The 15,157-nt window shown below is 67.4% G+C and carries 14 protein-coding genes; 2 read left to right on the top strand and 12 right to left on the bottom strand.

All coding sequences use genetic code 11. The features are described 5' to 3' along the window. Positions 1-41: 41 nt before the first annotated feature. The 7 genes from RSO01_RS17180 to RSO01_RS17150 are packed head-to-tail and all read right to left on the bottom strand — an operon-like array spanning position 42 to position 5,219. Complete coding sequence (locus RSO01_RS17180; protein WP_147150345.1) at positions 42-557, bottom strand: 2'-5' RNA ligase family protein; 516 nt, start codon at positions 555-557, stop codon at positions 42-44. After that, a complete protein-coding gene (locus tag RSO01_RS17175; RefSeq protein WP_373867921.1) occupies positions 557-1,384 on the bottom strand; it encodes a DUF169 domain-containing protein in 828 nt (275 codons plus the stop codon). The genes RSO01_RS17180 and RSO01_RS17175 overlap by 1 nt, the downstream gene beginning before the upstream one ends. Positions 1,385-1,411: 27 nt before the next feature. After that, on the bottom strand, positions 1,412-2,149 hold the full coding sequence (locus RSO01_RS17170; protein WP_147150344.1) for an SDR family NAD(P)-dependent oxidoreductase: 738 nt from the start codon (positions 2,147-2,149) through the stop codon (positions 1,412-1,414). Further along, positions 2,142-2,930 carry an alpha/beta fold hydrolase gene (locus RSO01_RS17165; RefSeq protein WP_147150343.1) on the bottom strand — a complete coding sequence of 263 codons (789 nt, stop codon included), beginning with the start codon at positions 2,928-2,930 and terminating at the stop codon, positions 2,142-2,144. The genes RSO01_RS17170 and RSO01_RS17165 overlap by 8 nt, the downstream gene beginning before the upstream one ends. Positions 2,931-2,932: 2 nt before the next feature. Continuing rightward, positions 2,933-4,228: an O-acetylhomoserine aminocarboxypropyltransferase gene (locus RSO01_RS17160; RefSeq protein ID WP_147150342.1), complete on the bottom strand. Its 1,296-nt coding sequence runs from the start codon at positions 4,226-4,228 to the stop codon at positions 2,933-2,935. A 10-nt stretch (positions 4,229-4,238) separates the two neighbouring features. Continuing rightward, positions 4,239-5,024, bottom strand: coding sequence for a 3-hydroxybutyrate dehydrogenase (locus RSO01_RS17155; RefSeq protein WP_147150341.1), 786 nt, complete (start codon positions 5,022-5,024; stop codon positions 4,239-4,241). 6 nt (positions 5,025-5,030) lie between these two features. Next, positions 5,031-5,219 carry a DUF1192 family protein gene (locus RSO01_RS17150; protein ID WP_147150340.1) on the bottom strand — a complete coding sequence of 63 codons (189 nt, stop codon included), beginning with the start codon at positions 5,217-5,219 and terminating at the stop codon, positions 5,031-5,033. 66 nt (positions 5,220-5,285) lie between these two features. Here RSO01_RS17150 and RSO01_RS17145 point away from each other — a divergent pair, with 66 nt between their 5' ends. Both RSO01_RS17145 and gcvA read left to right on the top strand, forming a co-directional pair. After that, positions 5,286-6,278 carry an NAD(P)H-quinone oxidoreductase gene (locus RSO01_RS17145; protein WP_218037368.1) on the top strand — a complete coding sequence of 331 codons (993 nt, stop codon included), beginning with the start codon at positions 5,286-5,288 and terminating at the stop codon, positions 6,276-6,278. A 193-nt stretch (positions 6,279-6,471) separates the two neighbouring features. Next, a complete protein-coding gene (gene gcvA / locus RSO01_RS17140) occupies positions 6,472-7,365 on the top strand; it encodes a transcriptional regulator GcvA (protein ID WP_170303142.1) in 894 nt (297 codons plus the stop codon). On the opposite strand, the gene RSO01_RS17135 is transcribed toward gcvA, so the two are convergent. From RSO01_RS17135 to RSO01_RS17115, 5 genes are all read right to left on the bottom strand, one after another. Continuing rightward, positions 7,366-8,745: an aminotransferase gene (locus tag RSO01_RS17135; protein ID WP_147150338.1), complete on the bottom strand. Its 1,380-nt coding sequence runs from the start codon at positions 8,743-8,745 to the stop codon at positions 7,366-7,368. It lies immediately after the preceding gene. A 3-nt stretch (positions 8,746-8,748) separates the two neighbouring features. Continuing rightward, on the bottom strand, positions 8,749-10,359 hold the full coding sequence (locus tag RSO01_RS17130; protein WP_246158501.1) for an ABC transporter substrate-binding protein: 1,611 nt from the start codon (positions 10,357-10,359) through the stop codon (positions 8,749-8,751). Next, positions 10,356-12,095 carry a hydantoinase B/oxoprolinase family protein gene (locus RSO01_RS17125; RefSeq protein WP_170303141.1) on the bottom strand — a complete coding sequence of 580 codons (1,740 nt, stop codon included), beginning with the start codon at positions 12,093-12,095 and terminating at the stop codon, positions 10,356-10,358. The genes RSO01_RS17130 and RSO01_RS17125 overlap by 4 nt, the downstream gene beginning before the upstream one ends. A 4-nt stretch (positions 12,096-12,099) precedes the next feature. Then, the gene (locus tag RSO01_RS17120; RefSeq protein WP_147150336.1) at positions 12,100-14,172 is read right to left on the bottom strand and encodes a hydantoinase/oxoprolinase family protein; all 2,073 of its coding nucleotides are present in this window, start codon (positions 14,170-14,172) and stop codon (positions 12,100-12,102) included. Positions 14,173-14,287: 115 nt separating this feature from the next. Next, entirely contained in the window at positions 14,288-14,983 is a 696-nt protein-coding gene (locus tag RSO01_RS17115; protein WP_147150335.1) for a DUF1013 domain-containing protein, read from the bottom strand. Between the last annotated feature and the right edge of the window lie 174 nt (positions 14,984-15,157).

The raw sequence follows: 15,157 nt of genomic DNA, 5'->3' as shown, positions 1-15,157 counted from the left end.
GCGGACATGGAGGTCCGCGCTCCGCATGAGGGTCCGGAAGACTATGAGCGCTCGCCCAACAGGCGCACGCTCGCCAGGATGTCCAGCCTATCGCCGTCGCGCCTGAGCAGGGCCAGCTCCTCAACACGGCCATGCATCGGCAGGTGCTGGCGCTCGACCATGCGTGCGAGGTGCTCGGCCTCGGCGGCACGATCGAACAGTCCGAGCGTGATGTGTGGCTCGAAGGCCTCGAAGGCGGGCACCGGATTGAGCGTCTCGTAAAGTTCGATCAACTCCGCTGCACCGTCTGCAGGCACGGCGAAGAGATAGGCGGCGCGCGACGGCGGTGCCACGTCATGACGCACCAGGCGCTCGAGCACGAACCAGAACGACCGGCGGTCAGCGAGCCCGGCGAGCGCCGTCCGCAGCCGGTCCTCATCCGACAGCAGCGCATCGAACACCAGAGTGAAGTGCGGGCCTATGAGGTCGGCCTCGCGCGGATGGTACTGCGCCCGCAACCGGCGCAGTGCGGTGTCGCCGGCCTCTGCCAGAAGCGGCCAGGCCACGACATAGAGCATCAGCCGTAGCTCTTGGCCATGCCGAAGGCGGGATCCATCGCCGCCCCATAGGGCGGGAACGGATAGCGCAGGCCGTTCTTGCCGAGATGACCCATGCCCTCGATGGCGCGCAGGAACTCATCGGGCGGGCAGGCCATCAGCAGTTCGTCGTCGGCGACGCCGCCGTAGCGGCGCTCGGCATAGCAGGGCAGCGACAGCGAGGTCTGGCGCGTAGCGAGCGCCCGCCCCCAGGAATCGGCGCAGGCACTCTCGCCGGTGACCGTGAAGTCGTAGCGGCGGTAGCGATGGAACTGCAGGCCGTTGATGAAATAGATCATCTGGCCGGGCGTGCCGTAGAACAGGCAGATGTCGGGCGGATCGAGCCGTGCCGAGCGCAAGGGCGACACGACCAGGCCGTTGTACTTGCCGTCGGGCACGCGCGGCATCTGCGCCTGGTGGGCGGCCGACGCCTCCTTGTTGCCGAACCACACGCCGTTCATGTGGTCGCCCGACAGGAAGCCCTCGCCGGGATGGTTGAGCCCGACCACGCCGCCGCAATTGCCGCCACGCGTGTTGTCGACAGTGATGCCGAGCGTGAAGCCGTACCAGCGCGACTGCGTCACCATCTGGCACATGGTGAACTTGAAGCCCTCGGTCGGCTTGCGCACGCCCTGGATCTTCTCCATGTCCGCCGGGTCTTCGAACAGCCGCATGCCGATCGGCTGGGTGCGGATGCGCAAGAGGTCGATCAGCTTGGCCGAAGCATCGGCCAGCATCTTGCTGTCGATCTTCTCCGGCGGCGTCCACGGGGCGACCTTGTAACCGGGCGGCAGCGTCTGGACGTTCATGGTTTCCTCCGTGTCTGGCTAGGTCGGCTATGTGAGGTTCAGCCCACCATCGGCGATGACGATCTCTCCGGTAACGTAGTCGTTGGCGACCAGCGCGGCCACCAGATCGGCGATATCCTCCGGTTTCGCAGGCCGGCGCATGGCCGAGCGGGTATTCCAGAGCTCGGTCGCCTCGGGCCAGCTTGCGGTCATCGGCGTCTCGACCAGGCCTGGCGCCACGCAATTGACCCGGATGGCCGGCCCCAGCGCCAGGGCGAGCAGGCGCGTGACGTGATGCAGGCCCGCCTTGGCCGTTGCATAGGGAATGGAGGCGCCTTTGGGCCGCACGCCGGCATGGGTGCCGATATTGACGATGCAGCCCGGCCGTCCCTCTTCCGCTGACTTGCGCAAGGCGGGCTCCGCTTCGGTCACCAGCACGAACGGCGCGATCAGGTTGACGTCGAGCATGCGGCGCCACACTGCCGGCGTCGCCGCCTTGAGATCGGCATGCGGGATGCGGATCGACTGGCCGGCATTGTTGACCAGCACGTCGAGGCGGCCGTGATGCTTCAGGACGCCGGCGACCAGATCGCGCGTCGCCTGCTCGTCTGCAAGGTCGGCCTGGTGATAGCTGGCGCCGGCAAGTTCGGCCGCCATGCGCTTGCCGACATCGGCGGAGCTGCGCGAATGCAGTGCGACCTTGTAGCCGTCGCGCGCCAGGCGACGCGCCGTGGCGGCGCCGATCCCCGAGGTCGAGCCGGTGACGAGAGCGACGCGATCAGACACCGGACTTCAACGCCTCGAGGGTCTCGTCCGGCCGCTCGACGATCATGAAGTGCCCGCTGTTGGAAATGACGACGGTGCACGCGCCGGCGATGGCGGCGGCGAGCGGCTTCGCTTTGGCGGCGGGCGTCATGAGATCGCCGTCGCCCAGCACCAGGACGGTCGGGCATTTGATCGCGGCAGCCCGCGCGAGCGCGTCCTTGTAGACGTTGCAGGCCGCGAGATCGTTATGGATCACGCCGGGCCGGTTGCCCGACAGCACGGCCAGCGATTCGCGTCTAAGCCACAGGCCGGGCGAAACCATGCCGCCTTTGTGCAGGGCGTTGCCCATGCCCCAGAAGGTCATCAGCTCCTGGACCTTGAGCGTGTTGGCCTTGGCCGATTCCAGCATCTCGGGATGGACCGGCATCTCGGCCGCGACGCCGCAAAGGCCGAGCGCCCTCACCTTGTCGGGAAAGCGCGCCGCGGTCTCGACGGCGACCAGCGCACCCATGGAGTGTCCGACCAGCGCCGCCTGCTTCAGGCCGGCCACCTCGATCAGCGCCGCCGTCCAGTCGGCCATCGCCGCGATGCTGTCGAGCGCCGGTCCGTCGGACCAGCCATGGGCGGGAAAGTCGACCGCCAGCACGCCGCGGCCATGATGGGCGAACCAGCGCGTCTGCAGACGCCAGGCCGTGCGGTCGAAACCGGCGCCGTGCAGGAAGATGACGGCGGGCTTGGCCGGGTCGAAATCGGTGCCGCCGGTCGTCGCAGAGACGGCGTGGCCGTTGACGGTGAGCTTCATGGTCAGGCCTTCACCGCTGCGCGTAGCGCCTGGCCGAGATCGTCCAAGAGATCGGCTGGGTCTTCCAGGCCGACCGACAGGCGGATCATGCCCTCGCCGATGCCCGCCTCCTTCAGCGCCGCCGCGTCGAGCTGGGCGTGCGTCGTCGAGGCGGGATGGATCACCAGCGACTTGGCGTCACCGACATTGGCGAGATGCGAGAACAGGCGCAGCCGCTCGATGAAGCGCCGGCCCGCCTCGCGTCCGCCCTTGATGTCGAAGCTGAAGATCGAGCCCGTGCCCTTGGGCAGGAGCCTTTGGCCCAGCGCATGATCGGGATGGTCCGGCAACTCCGGCGAGGCAATGCGCTCGACGGCGGGATTGTCCTTCAGGAAGCCGATCACCTTGCGCGCATTCTCGACATGGCGCGCCATGCGCAGCGGCAGGGTCTCGAGCCCCTGCAGCAGATAAAACGCCGTCTGCGGCGCCATACACGAGCCGAAGTCGCGCACGCCCTCGGTGCGGGCGCGCATGATGAAGGCGTGCGGGCCGAACTCCTCGGCGAAGTCGATGCCGTGATAACCGGCATAGGGCTCGGTGAGCGTCGGGAACTTGCCCGAACCCTCCCAATCGAAGCGGCCCGATTCGACGATGACGCCGCCGATCGCCACGCCATGGCCGCCGATGAACTTGGTGGCCGAGTGGAACACGATGTCGGCGCCTAAGGTCAGCGGCCGGCACAGCACCGGCGAAGCGAAGGTGTTGTCGATCATCAGCGGGATCTTCGCCTTGTGCGCGATGTCCGCGATGACCGGAATGTCTAAAATCTCGCCGCCCGGATTGCCGACCGTCTCGCCCAACACCAGCCGCGTCTCCGGCCGGATCGCCTTGGCGAAGCCGTCATGGTCGCGCGGATTGATGAAGGTCGTGGTGATACCGAAGCGCGGCAGTGTCAGCCCCAGCATGTTGCGCGTGCCGCCATAGAGCGAGGTCGAGGCCACGATATGGCCCCCCGCCCCCATCAGCGTGGCGATGGCGATGTGCAGCGCGGCCTGGCCGCTCGACACGCCGAGAGCGCCCGATCCTTCCTCGAGCGCAGCGACGCGCTCCTCGAACACGGCGACCGTCGGATTGGAGATGCGGCTATAGATGTGGCCGCCGACCTCGAGGTTGAACAGGCTCGCGGCATGGTCGACGTCGCGGAACACGAACGACGTCGTCTGGTAGATCGGCACGGCGCGCGCGCCGGTGACAGGGTCGGGATGCTGCCCGGCGTGCAGGGCGAGCGTATCGGGCTTCAGGAACTTGGCTTCGACCACGGTGTTTCCCCTACTGTGCGGTCCAGCCGCCGTCCGACACCAGGGCGGTGCCCTGCATGTTGGACGCGGTGTCGGAGGCCAGGAACAAGGCCAGGCCCGCGATCTGCTCGACGGTGGTGAAGCGGACCTGCGGCTGCTTCTCGCCGATCAGCAGATGGCTCGCCTCATCCATGCCGATGCCGTCGGCCTTGGCCTTGGTTTCGATCTGGGCCAGCGCCAGCGGCGTCGAGACGAATCCCGGGCAGATCGCATTGCAGGTGACCCCGGTATCGGCGCATTCGATGCCCATCACCTTGGTCAGCCCGATCAGGCCGTGCTTGGCGGCGACGTAGGCTGCCTTGTGGGTCGAGGCGACGAGGCCGTGCGTGCTGGCGATGTTGATGATGCGGCCCCAGCCGCTCTGCTTCATCGCCGGCAGCGCCGCACGAACGGTGTGGAACGACGCACTGAGGTTGACGGCGATGATCGCATCCCACTTTTCGACGGGAAACTTCTCGATCCGGTCGACATGCTGGATGCCGGCGTTGTTGACCAGGATGTCGAGGCTGCCCAGCGTCGCCTGTGTCGTCGCCACGAGGTCGGCGATCTCGGCCGGCCTGGTCATGTCGGCGGGATGACTGGCGACCTTCACGCCGCTCTCGCCGGCGAGGTCGCCGGCCAGCTTGTGCAGTACCACGGCTTCGGCCAGCCCGTTCATCATCACGGTGCAGCCGGCGGCGGCGAAGGCGCGCGCGATCGCCAGACCGATTCCGCTGGTCGACCCGGTGACCAGCGCGACTTTGCCCTTAAGCGACATCAAGACTCATTTCTTGAAGAAGGACGCGGCGGCCGCGGCGTGGCTCTGCTTTGCCTTGATCTTTTCCTCGACCCGCATGAGCTCGGCCTTGAGAACGGCGACGTACTCCTTGAGGTCATCGATGTTCATGGAATCGAGATTCCTCGGCTGCACTTTCTTCTGCTTGGGATCGAGATCGTCGAGATCGAAGGCCATGGCACGGCTCCCCGGAAGCGGCTAAGGGAGACCTACCATTGCTCCCACCGCACCGAAAGGCCGACCATGAGCGCCCTGCCCGCGACGATGACCTGTGTCGAAATCAGCAAGCCCGGCGGCCCCGAGGCGCTGGTGCCCGCGACACGGCCAGTGCCGCAGCCGAAGGCCGGCGAGATCCTGATCAAGGTGGTGGCGACCGGCATCAACCGGCCCGATATCGCCCAGCGGGCGGGCCTCTATCCTCCGCCCCCGGGGGCGTCGGATCTGCCGGGCCTGGAGGCCGCTGGCACCGTGGCGGCGCTCGGCGCGGGTGTCAGCGGCTGGAAAGTCGGCGACACGGTCTGTGCGCTGACGCCGGGCGGCTCGTATGCCGAATACTGCACGGTGCCGGCGCCGCAATGCCTTCCGCCACCCAAAGGCTTTGACATGCTGCGCGCAGCGGCACTGCCGGAAAACTACTTCACCGTGTGGCACAACCTCTTCGAGCGCGGCCAGCTCAAGGCCGGCGAGACGACGCTGATCCACGGCGGCGCCAGCGGCATCGGCACGACCGCGATCCAGCTCGCCAAGGCGTTCGGCGCCACCGTGCTGACGACGGTGCGCACGGAGGAGAAGGCCAAGGCCGTGCGCGCGATCGGCGCCGACCACGCCATTCTCTACAAGGACAATGACTGGGCGGCCGAGGCCAAGAAGCTTTCAGGCGGCGTCGACGTCGTGCTCGACATGGTTGCCGGCGACTACCTGCCGAAGAACCTCGGTCTGCTGAAGGAGGACGGCCGCTGCGTCGTCATTGCCATCCAGGGCGGTGCGACGGCGACGGTAAGCGCGGGCATCGTCATGGTGAAGCGGCTCACGCTGACGGGCTCGACGCTGCGGCCGCAGAGCGTCGCCGCCAAGGGCCGCATGGCGCAGGGGCTGAAGGACAAGGTCTGGCCGCTGCTCGAAGCCGGCAAGATCAAGCCCATCATCTACAAGACCTTCCCCCTCAAGGAGGCCGCCGCCGCCCACGCCGAGCTCGAGCGCGCCGACCATGTCGGCAAGGTCATGCTCACGATCTGAAGCCGCATCGGCGCCGCGCTTGGCATGAAACGTGCGTCGATGACGCCGAGCCCGCCTCTCAGCGCGGGTATCGGACCATGCCGGGGGGACGGAGATGAGCGGGGCACCCGTGCCAGATTCCGCCGATGCCGATCTCGCGCCGCAACGCGTCGCGGGCAAAGACCGACGCCGCCCTCCGCCACGCTTGCCGCCGTTGAACCTCTTTCGTACCTTCGAATGCGCGGCGCGTCACGGGAGCTTCCGCACGGCGGCGGCGGAACTCTGCGTCACGCCCTCCGCGGTCAGCCAGCAGATCCGGCAACTCGAGGATTATCTCGGCGTGTGGCTGTTCCGTCGCCTGACGCGGCGGGTCGAACTGACGCGCGACGGCATGCGGCTCGCCACCTCTGTACGAGAGGCGATCGCCATGCTCTCGGCCGCCTGCGAGAACGTCATCGCCGCCGACGCACCGACCATGATCTGCGTGAACGCGGCCTCCGCATTGGCGTCGCGCTGGCTGGTGTCGCGCCTCAAGGATTTCATGGAGGCCCATCACAACATCCGCGTGATGCTCCAGGCGGCCAGTGATGAAGTTGATTTTCGCCGCCAGGATGTCGACATCGCGATTCGCTGGGGCAGCTGCGGCTGGAACGGTGCGGTGGCGGAGCGCCTTATCGACGACGTCATCTCGCCGGTCTGCTCACCCGACTTCCGCGACCGCAACAGACTGACCGATCCAGCCCGGCTACACGGGCTGACCCAGCTCCACACAGTCGGGATCGGCAACACCTGGTCCGACTGGCTCGCAGCGGCCGGCGTGAATGGCATCGCCTTCCGCGACGTCCTTTACTTCAGCGACGCCTCGCTGATGCTGGAAGCGGCGGCGCAGGGACAGGGGATATGTCTTGCCACGACTCTGCTGGTGCAGGACGACCTGCGGTCAGGCCGCCTGGTGCGGCCGTTCCGGACCGAACTGGCACCCGCGGAGGGTTATCACCTGCTGGTCGACGCCCGCCATGGCGAGCGGCCGGCTGTCGCCGCCTTCCGAGCCTGGATTCGCGAAGAGGCGCGGCAGACCCTGGTCGGGGAACCGCGCCACCGGCACTGATCAGCCGCGCAGTCCCGCCCATGCGGCATCCAACCCGCGGCGGAACAGGCCACACATCTCGTCGATCTGCGCCTCGGTGATGATCAGTGGTGGGGTGAAGGCGATCCGATCCTCGATCGCGCGCACGATCAACCCGACCTTCTGGCATTCCGCCAACACAAGCTGGCCGACCTTGAGCTTCGGATCGAACGGTAACCTGGTCCGCTTGTCCGCCACCAGCTCGACACCGTACATCAGGCCGACGCCGCGCACGTCGCCGACCAACGGATGGTCGCGCAGCGCTTCGAGCCCGGCCTTCATGCGCGGCGCCAGGTCGCGCACGCGCTCGACGATCCCGTCCTCCTCGTAGATCTTCAGCGTCTCCAGCGCCACGGCGCAGGCGACCGGATGGCCGGCGTAGGTGAAACCGTGCCCGAAGGTGCCGAGCTTGCGGCTCTGCGACAGCATCGCCTCGTAGATCGCGTCGGTCACCAGCAGGGCCGAGATCGGTTGATAGGAGGCCGAAAGCGCCTTGGCGCAGGTGAGGAGATCCGGCTTGATGCCGTAGGTTTCGGCGCCCCACATGTTGCCGGTACGGCCGAAGCCGCAGATGACCTCGTCCACCAGGAACAGAATTTCGTACTTCTTCAGGATCGCCTGCACCCGCTCGAAGTAGGTCGCGGGTGGCGTGATGGCACCGCCGCCACCCTGCACCGGCTCGGCGAAGAAGGCGGCGATGGTGTCCGGGCCCTCGGCGAGGATCAGCGCCTCGAGCTGCTGAGCGAGGCGCTCGGCGAAGGCTTCCTCGCTCTCGCCCGGCTCGGCATAGCGATAGTAGTGCGGGTTCTCGGTATGCAGGAACCGGTCGCCGAGCGGCAGATCGAAGTCGCGGTGCATATGCGGCTGGCCGGAAAGGCTGACCGTCGCAACCGTGTTGCCGTGATAGCCGCGCTGCCGGCCGATGATCTTCTTCTTTTGCGGGCGGCCGATCGCATTGAAATAGTACCAGATCAGCTTGATCGCCGTGTCGTTCGCCTCGGAACCCGAGCATTGCAGCAGCACGTGAGCGAGCGGCTCGGCATCGCCGACCTTCGGCGCGATCTCGATCAGCTTCTCCGCGAGATCGATGCTCGGCATGTGAGCGCGATTGAACGTGTGGTAGTAGGGCAGCTCGAGCATTTGCTTGTACGCCGCGTCGGCGAGCCGCTTCTCGCTGAAGCCGAGCGAGGCGCACCACATCCCGGCCATCGCCTCGAGATAGCGGTTGCCCCGGTCGTCGATCACGTAGACGCCGTCGCCACGCGCCATCAGCACGCCGCCGTCGCGGGCATAGTCGTCCAGGTTGGTCTGCTGGTGGATCAGGTACCGAGTATCGCGCTGGTGGGCGGAATTGGTTCTCATGCCCTACTCCCGCACGAGGTCGCGGATATCGACCTGGCGGTGATACCAGTAGGTGTAGCCGCTGATGCTCGAGGCCATCACCGCTTCCTGGTTCGCCTGCCACAGTGGGATCACCGGCAGTTCGCTCGCCGCGAGGGCGATCATTTTCCTGGCCAGCGCATCGTAGGCGGCCTTGTCCGGCTCGAACCGCGCCTTGGCGGCAAGGTCGACGATCTCCTGGTTGGTCCAGTTGCCGAGGTTCCAGCGCGACGGACCCTGGAAGAAGATACGGAAGAAATAGTCCGTCGAGGGCAGCATCGCCGAGGTGGTCTCGGTGATGAGGTCGAAGCTCTTGTTGGTGGCGACCGACGCCAGCTGCGCATCGGGCAGCTTGCGGATCTCGACGTCGATGCCGAGCGGCGCCAGCGCCTCCTTCACCAGCGCCGACAGCGGTTCGGCGAAACCGGCATTGGCGGTGCTGTAGGAGATCGAGGTCTTGAACGGCGCCACGCCCGATTCGGCCATCAGCTTCTTGGCGGCGGCCAGGTCGGTCTTGAGCGGCAGCGCCTGCGGGAAATCCGCGGTCGGCGGCGTACCCGCCCAGCTGGCGCCGAACAGGGGCGCACCGCGCCCGTAGATCGCGGCTTCCATCATGTTCTTGTACGGCAGCGCCGCCGCGATCGCCTGGCGAAGCTTCAGGTTGTCGAAGGGCGGCTTCTGCGTATTGAAGGCAATGTAGGTGAAGGCGTTGATCTGCGGATTGGAGACCACCTTCACCTTGCCGCGCTGTTGCAGCGCGATCACGTCGTTGGCGGCAAGATCGATCGAGATGTCGGCGTCGCCGCGCTCGACCAGGCTGGCGCGCGTCCCCGCTTCCGGCACGGTCTGGATCAGGACGCGCTTGAAGAAGGGCAGCTTGCCGTCGATACCGTTCTTCCAGGCATCGTTGCGCTTCAGGACGACCTGCTCAGCCGGCTTGAAGCTCTCGACGATATAGGCGCCGCTGCTGGCGACGTTGTCCTTGAGCCATTCGTTGGCCCAGGGATCGTCCGGCGTCGCATGCTGCAGCGCGACCTTGCGGTTGATGATGCGCGCGAAATGGGTCGCGAGATTGGCCAGCGCAAGCTGGTCGGGCTTCTCCAGGGTGACGGTGACCGTCCTCTCGTCGACGATGGCGAACTGCTCCGGCTTGGTCAGCGAACCGCTGGCGAGCTGCGATGCGGCGCCTGATTTCGCCAGCACCGTCCGATCGAGCGACCATTTCACGTCCTCGACGGTCACCGGCGTGCCGTCCTGGAAGGTGACGCCCGGCCGCAGCTTGAAGGTGATCTTGAGGCCGTCGGAGCTCACCTCGACGCTCTCGGCCAGCTCGCCGCGGAATTTGTAGAGGTCGAACACGCGGTTGCCGTTCACCTGCTTGGTGCCGAAGGAGACCAGCCGGTCATAGGTGTTGACGCTGAGGCCGAGCGAATCGCGCGTGGCGTTGAGCAGGGTCGAATCGAGGGTGTTGATCGCACCGCCGCTGACGATGCGCAGCGTCTCCTGACGCGTCTGTGCCTCCGCGCCCGTGACGGGCAAGCCGATACTCGACAGGGCGAAGATCGCCGTCATTCCCACGTGACGAAGACTGCTCATCGCTGTTCCCCTTCCGATTGCGGCCCACCGGAGCCCAGGCCTCCGTAGTCGCGGTCAGCCGATTCCCGGCTGACATAGCCGTCGATCACGTCTTCCCGCAGTACGGCGCGGTCGCGCTCGGCGGGCGGACCGAAGCCGCCCGAGCCCGGCACATCGATCGTCAGCAGCGAGCCCGACGGCGCGATGAAGGCGCCCTTGGACGTCACCGGCCGGCTCGTGCCGTCCGGCAGTGTGATCCAGATGCGCGCCGCACCACCCGCAAGGCCGCCGGCCAGCCCCGGCGGCGCCGTGACGGTGCGCTCGCAGCAGGTCGTGCACTGGGCGTCGTGGTTCAGGATGCGCCAGGAACGACGCGCCGCCGTGCCGCCGCGATACCTGCCGGCGCCACCCGTGTCGGGAACGAGAGAATATTCCTCCACGCGTAGGGGAAAGCTCATCTCCAGTATCTCGACCGGCGTGTTCATCTGGTTGGCCAGCGGGCCGGCGATGGCGTTGATGCCGTCCTTGGTCGGCCGCGCGCCGACGCCGCCCTTGGTAACCTCGTAGCTGACATAGACGCTGTCGGTCCGGTAATCCCTGCCGCCGAAGATCACCACGCCGCCGGTGCCCTGGGAGCCGGCGACCGCCCGGTCTGGCGTGATCTGGTGCATGGCGCCGAGGATGATGTCGGAGACGCGCAGCGAGATCTCGTGGTTGGCATAGACCACCGGGGCCGGTGGCTGCGCATGCACCACGGAGCCCGGCACCGAGTGGATGGTGATCGGCCGCCACGCTCCGGAGTTGGGCGGAATGCGGTTCTGCGGATCGGCGATCATCTTGAGCGCACCGAACACGCCCGACGCCGTCACCGTCGCCGGCGCGTTCATCGGCCCGGCCACCCGCATGTCGGTACCGGTGAAGTCAATGGTGATGCCGTCGCCGCGCTTGCAGATCGTGCCGCGGATGGTGAAGGTCTCGTCCTCGGTCGCGCCGGGAGCGATCACGCCATCGCCGTCCAGCACCTCCTCGAAAGTCGCGTCGCCATCCGGGATGCGGCGCAGCGCCGCCCGCATCATCGTCTCGGAATAGTCGAGCACGGCATCCATGATGCACAGCAGCTCGTCGGCGCCGTAGCGCTCGCAGAGCGCCTGGAGGCGAGCCACCGCCCGCCGGTTCGCGGCGATCTGCGCCCGCAGGTCGCCTTGGCGCTCCGACGCCTGGCGGACGTTGGCGAAGATGATTGCGGCGACCGAGGGATCGAGCTTGCCGTCGCGATAGAGCCGGATCGGCGGCAGGCGCAGCCCCTCGCCGTAGATCTCGGTCACCGCGCCGTAGCTGCCGGGGGTGGCGCTGCCGATGTCCGCCCAGTGGGCGCGTACGCAGCCATAGCCGATCAGCCGATCGCCGAAGAAGGCCGGCATCACGACGTTCACATCCGGCAGGTGCGAACCGCCATGGTAGGGATCGTTGTGGATGAAGACGTCGTCCGGCGTCGCGTCGGGGAACACCTCGATCACGGCGCGGACCGTATCCGGCATCGAGCCGAGATGGATCGGCAGGTCCGGCCCCTGGGCGACCATGTTGCCGGCCACGTCGAAGATGCCGCAGGAATAGTCGCCCGAGGCTTTCAGGACCGGCGAATAGGCGGTCTTGGCCAGGACGATCTTCATCTCCTCGGCCGCGGAATAGAGCGAGTTCTTCACCACCTCGAAGCGGGCGGCGTCGATTGGCCGTTTGTGGGGCGCGCTGTCGGGCATGTCGTCAGCTCCGCCTGACGTGGATGTAGCCGTCGGCATCGACCCGGCCCGTCCAGCCCGGGGGGATCACGGCGGTGCAGTCGAGCGCATCGATGATGCAGGGCCCGGCGATCGTCGTGCCCGGCGCCAGTTCTTCGCGCCGGTGGACCGCCGCCATGACGGTGCCGACCTCGGGGAACCAGGCCGGCCGCTGGCGGACATCGCGTCGCGCCGGCTGCGTTTCCTGGCGGATGCGGATGGCGGGTATGCGACCGACGGCAGTCACCCGCAGGTTCACCATCTGCACCGGTTCGCCCGGATTGGCATGGCCGTAGGTCTGCTCGTGGCGCTGGTGGAACGTCGTCATCAACCGGTCGAGGCTTGCGCGCGTCACCTCGCCTCCTTCGAACGGCACGGTCAGTTCGTAGGCCTGACGTGGATAGCGCAGGTCGGCGGAGCGCTGCATGGCGCATGCCTCGGGCGCCAGGCCGGCGCGCGCCAGCATCGCGGCGCCGTCGGCTTCCATTTCGCTCACCACGTCGCCGACCTGCGCCGGGCCGATGGTTCCGAGGTCGGCGTACAGCGTGCGCGAATAGTCGCGCTTCACGTCGCTCGCGACCAGGCCGAGCGCGGAGAACGCCCCCGGCGCCGGCGGGATGATGACCTCGGGAATGGCGAGCTCGGCCGCCAGCGCCACGGCGTGCAGCGGCCCTGCGCCGCCGAAGGCCACGAGGCTGAAATCGCGGGGATCGAGGCCGCGCTCGATGGATACGATGCGCAGCGCCTCGCACATATTGGCGTTCACGATCTCGAGGATCTTCGCCGCCCCTTCCTCGACGGAAACGCCGAGCGGCTCGGCTACGTCGCGTGCGATGGCGCCGCTCGCCGCGGCGCGGTCGACCACGAGATCGCCGGCGAGCGGCGAGGCGGGATCGAGATAGCCCAGCACCACGTTCGCGTCCGTCACGGTCGGTCGGGTGCCGCCCCGTCCGTAGGCCGCTGGGCCCGGCACGGCACCGGCGCTGTGTGGCCCGATCTTGAGCGCTCCACCATCGTCGAGCCAGGCGATGCTGCCGCCACCGGCACTGACTTCAGCGAGATCGATCACCGGCACGCGGATCGGATGGCCAGTGCCGTGCAGCCAACGCTTGGCGTTGGCCGCACCGCCCACTTCATATTCCGCCGTCACCGCGATCTCGCCGCCCGAGATCACGCTGGCCTTCGCAGTGGTGCCGCCCATGTCGAAGGAAATGAGGTCGGCGATGCCGAGTTGGCGGCCGATCAACGATGCCGCGACCACGCCCGCCGCCGGCCCGGACTCCACCACCGCGGCCGGCATCCGCAGGCATTCCGGGATGTCGAGGATGCCGCCGCTGCTGCCCATCACGTGCAGAGGCGGCAGCTTCAACGCCGCGGTCGCGTCGGCGAGGCGCGCGAGATAGCTGGTCAACAGCGGCGCCACATAGGCGCACACGCTCGTGGTGCTGGCGCGCTCGAACTCGCGGATCTCAGGCAGCACCTCGCACGAGAGGAAAACCGCGACGCCCGGCAGCGCTTCCCGCAGGCGCGTACCGAGCCGGCGTTCATGCGCGTCGTTCAGGAAGGAGAACATCAACGAGACCGAGACCGCTTCGAGATCGGCGGCCCGGATCGCCTCGATCAGTCGCGGAATCTCGTTCTCTGCCAGGGGAAGCACGACCTCGCCCTGGGCATCGATCCGCTCGGTGATCTCGAACCGGAAGCGGCGTGGCACCAGGATGTCGGGCCCGTCCTGGAGCAGGTCGTAGAGGCTGGCCTTGGACGAGCGCCGCAGTTCGAGCAGGTCGCGAAAGCCGCGCGTGGCGATGAACCCGCAGCGCGCCCCTTTGCGCTCCAACAATGCGTTGGTGACGACCGTCGTGCCATGCGCCAGCAACGCCACTGCTGCTGGGTCGACCGGGCCGACCGCCAGCGCTTTACCGAGGCCGTTCAATACGCCCTGAGCGAAATCGCCGGGCGTAGTCGGTACCTTCACGACACCGATTCCCCCCGTGACCTCGTTCACGATGGCGACATCCGTGAACGTGCCGCCGATGTCGATGCCAAGACGCCAAGCCATGCGCAGCACTATCCGGGCAGGCACCTACAGCGGACAATCCGCAAATTCTACCGCACGGTTAAGCTGGGCTAATCCATTCCCACAGGGAAAAGGCCCGACGTCTCGGTTGGCGACGTCAGTCGTGCCGCCGCGTCTCGTCGATGTCCGGCTGATCGGCTTCAGCCGGATCCACCGGGCCTTCGACGTCGGGTGGCGTCTCGACCAGTTCCTCGGCCGCCGTGTCCGGCATCGGCTCGCCCTCGACCGCGGCGCGGGCTGCCGACTTCTTCTTGGCGGCATCCTCGCGGGCGGCCTTGCGGCGCGCCTTGTCGACGGCGTCGTTGAGATCCTTCAGCGAGCACAGGCCGAGCGTCACCGGATCGCGCGGCCGCACGTTCTGCATGTTCCAGTGCGTACGGTCGCGCACCGACTGGACGGTGCTCTTGGTCGAGCCGACCAGCTTGGCGACCTGCGAATCCTGCAGCTCGGGATGGACCTTCAGCAGCCAGGCGATGGCGTCGGGCCGGTCCTGGCGCTTGGCGACCGGCGTGTAGCGCGGGCCCTTGGAACGGGCCACGGGCTCGGGTACGTCGCGCGGGCTGAGCTTCAGGCGGGCCGCTGGATCGGCCTCGCCGCGCTTGATCTCTTCCTTGGTGAGCTGGCCGTTGGTCGTGGGATCAAGACCCGTCATGCCCCCTGCAACTTCGCCGTCAGCAATCGCCTGGACCTCGAGCGGATGCAGGCCGGTGAAGGCCGAGATCTGGTCGAACGTCAGGGTGCTGTTCTCGACCAGCCACACTGCAGTGGCCTTGGGCATCAACACTTGTGACATGGGTTCTTCTCCTGAGCCCGGATATAGAGCCCGCCCCCGCCCCCGCCAACCTGAAAAGCGCCCCAAAGTTGCAGGGCAGCGCATGGCGGAAACAGGGCCGAAACCGGGAAATGGTCCCAAAAGGAAACGGCCGGGCAGAGCCCGGCCGTCCCTGAAGGCTTACGCTTCGGATCG

Origin of the sequence: Reyranella soli (genome assembly GCF_007992495.1) — a bacterium.
Taxonomy (GTDB): Bacteria; Pseudomonadota; Alphaproteobacteria; order Reyranellales; family Reyranellaceae; genus Reyranella; species Reyranella soli.
The sequence above is the reverse complement of the archived record's forward strand: the minus strand, read 5'-3'. Positions and strand labels throughout refer to the sequence as shown.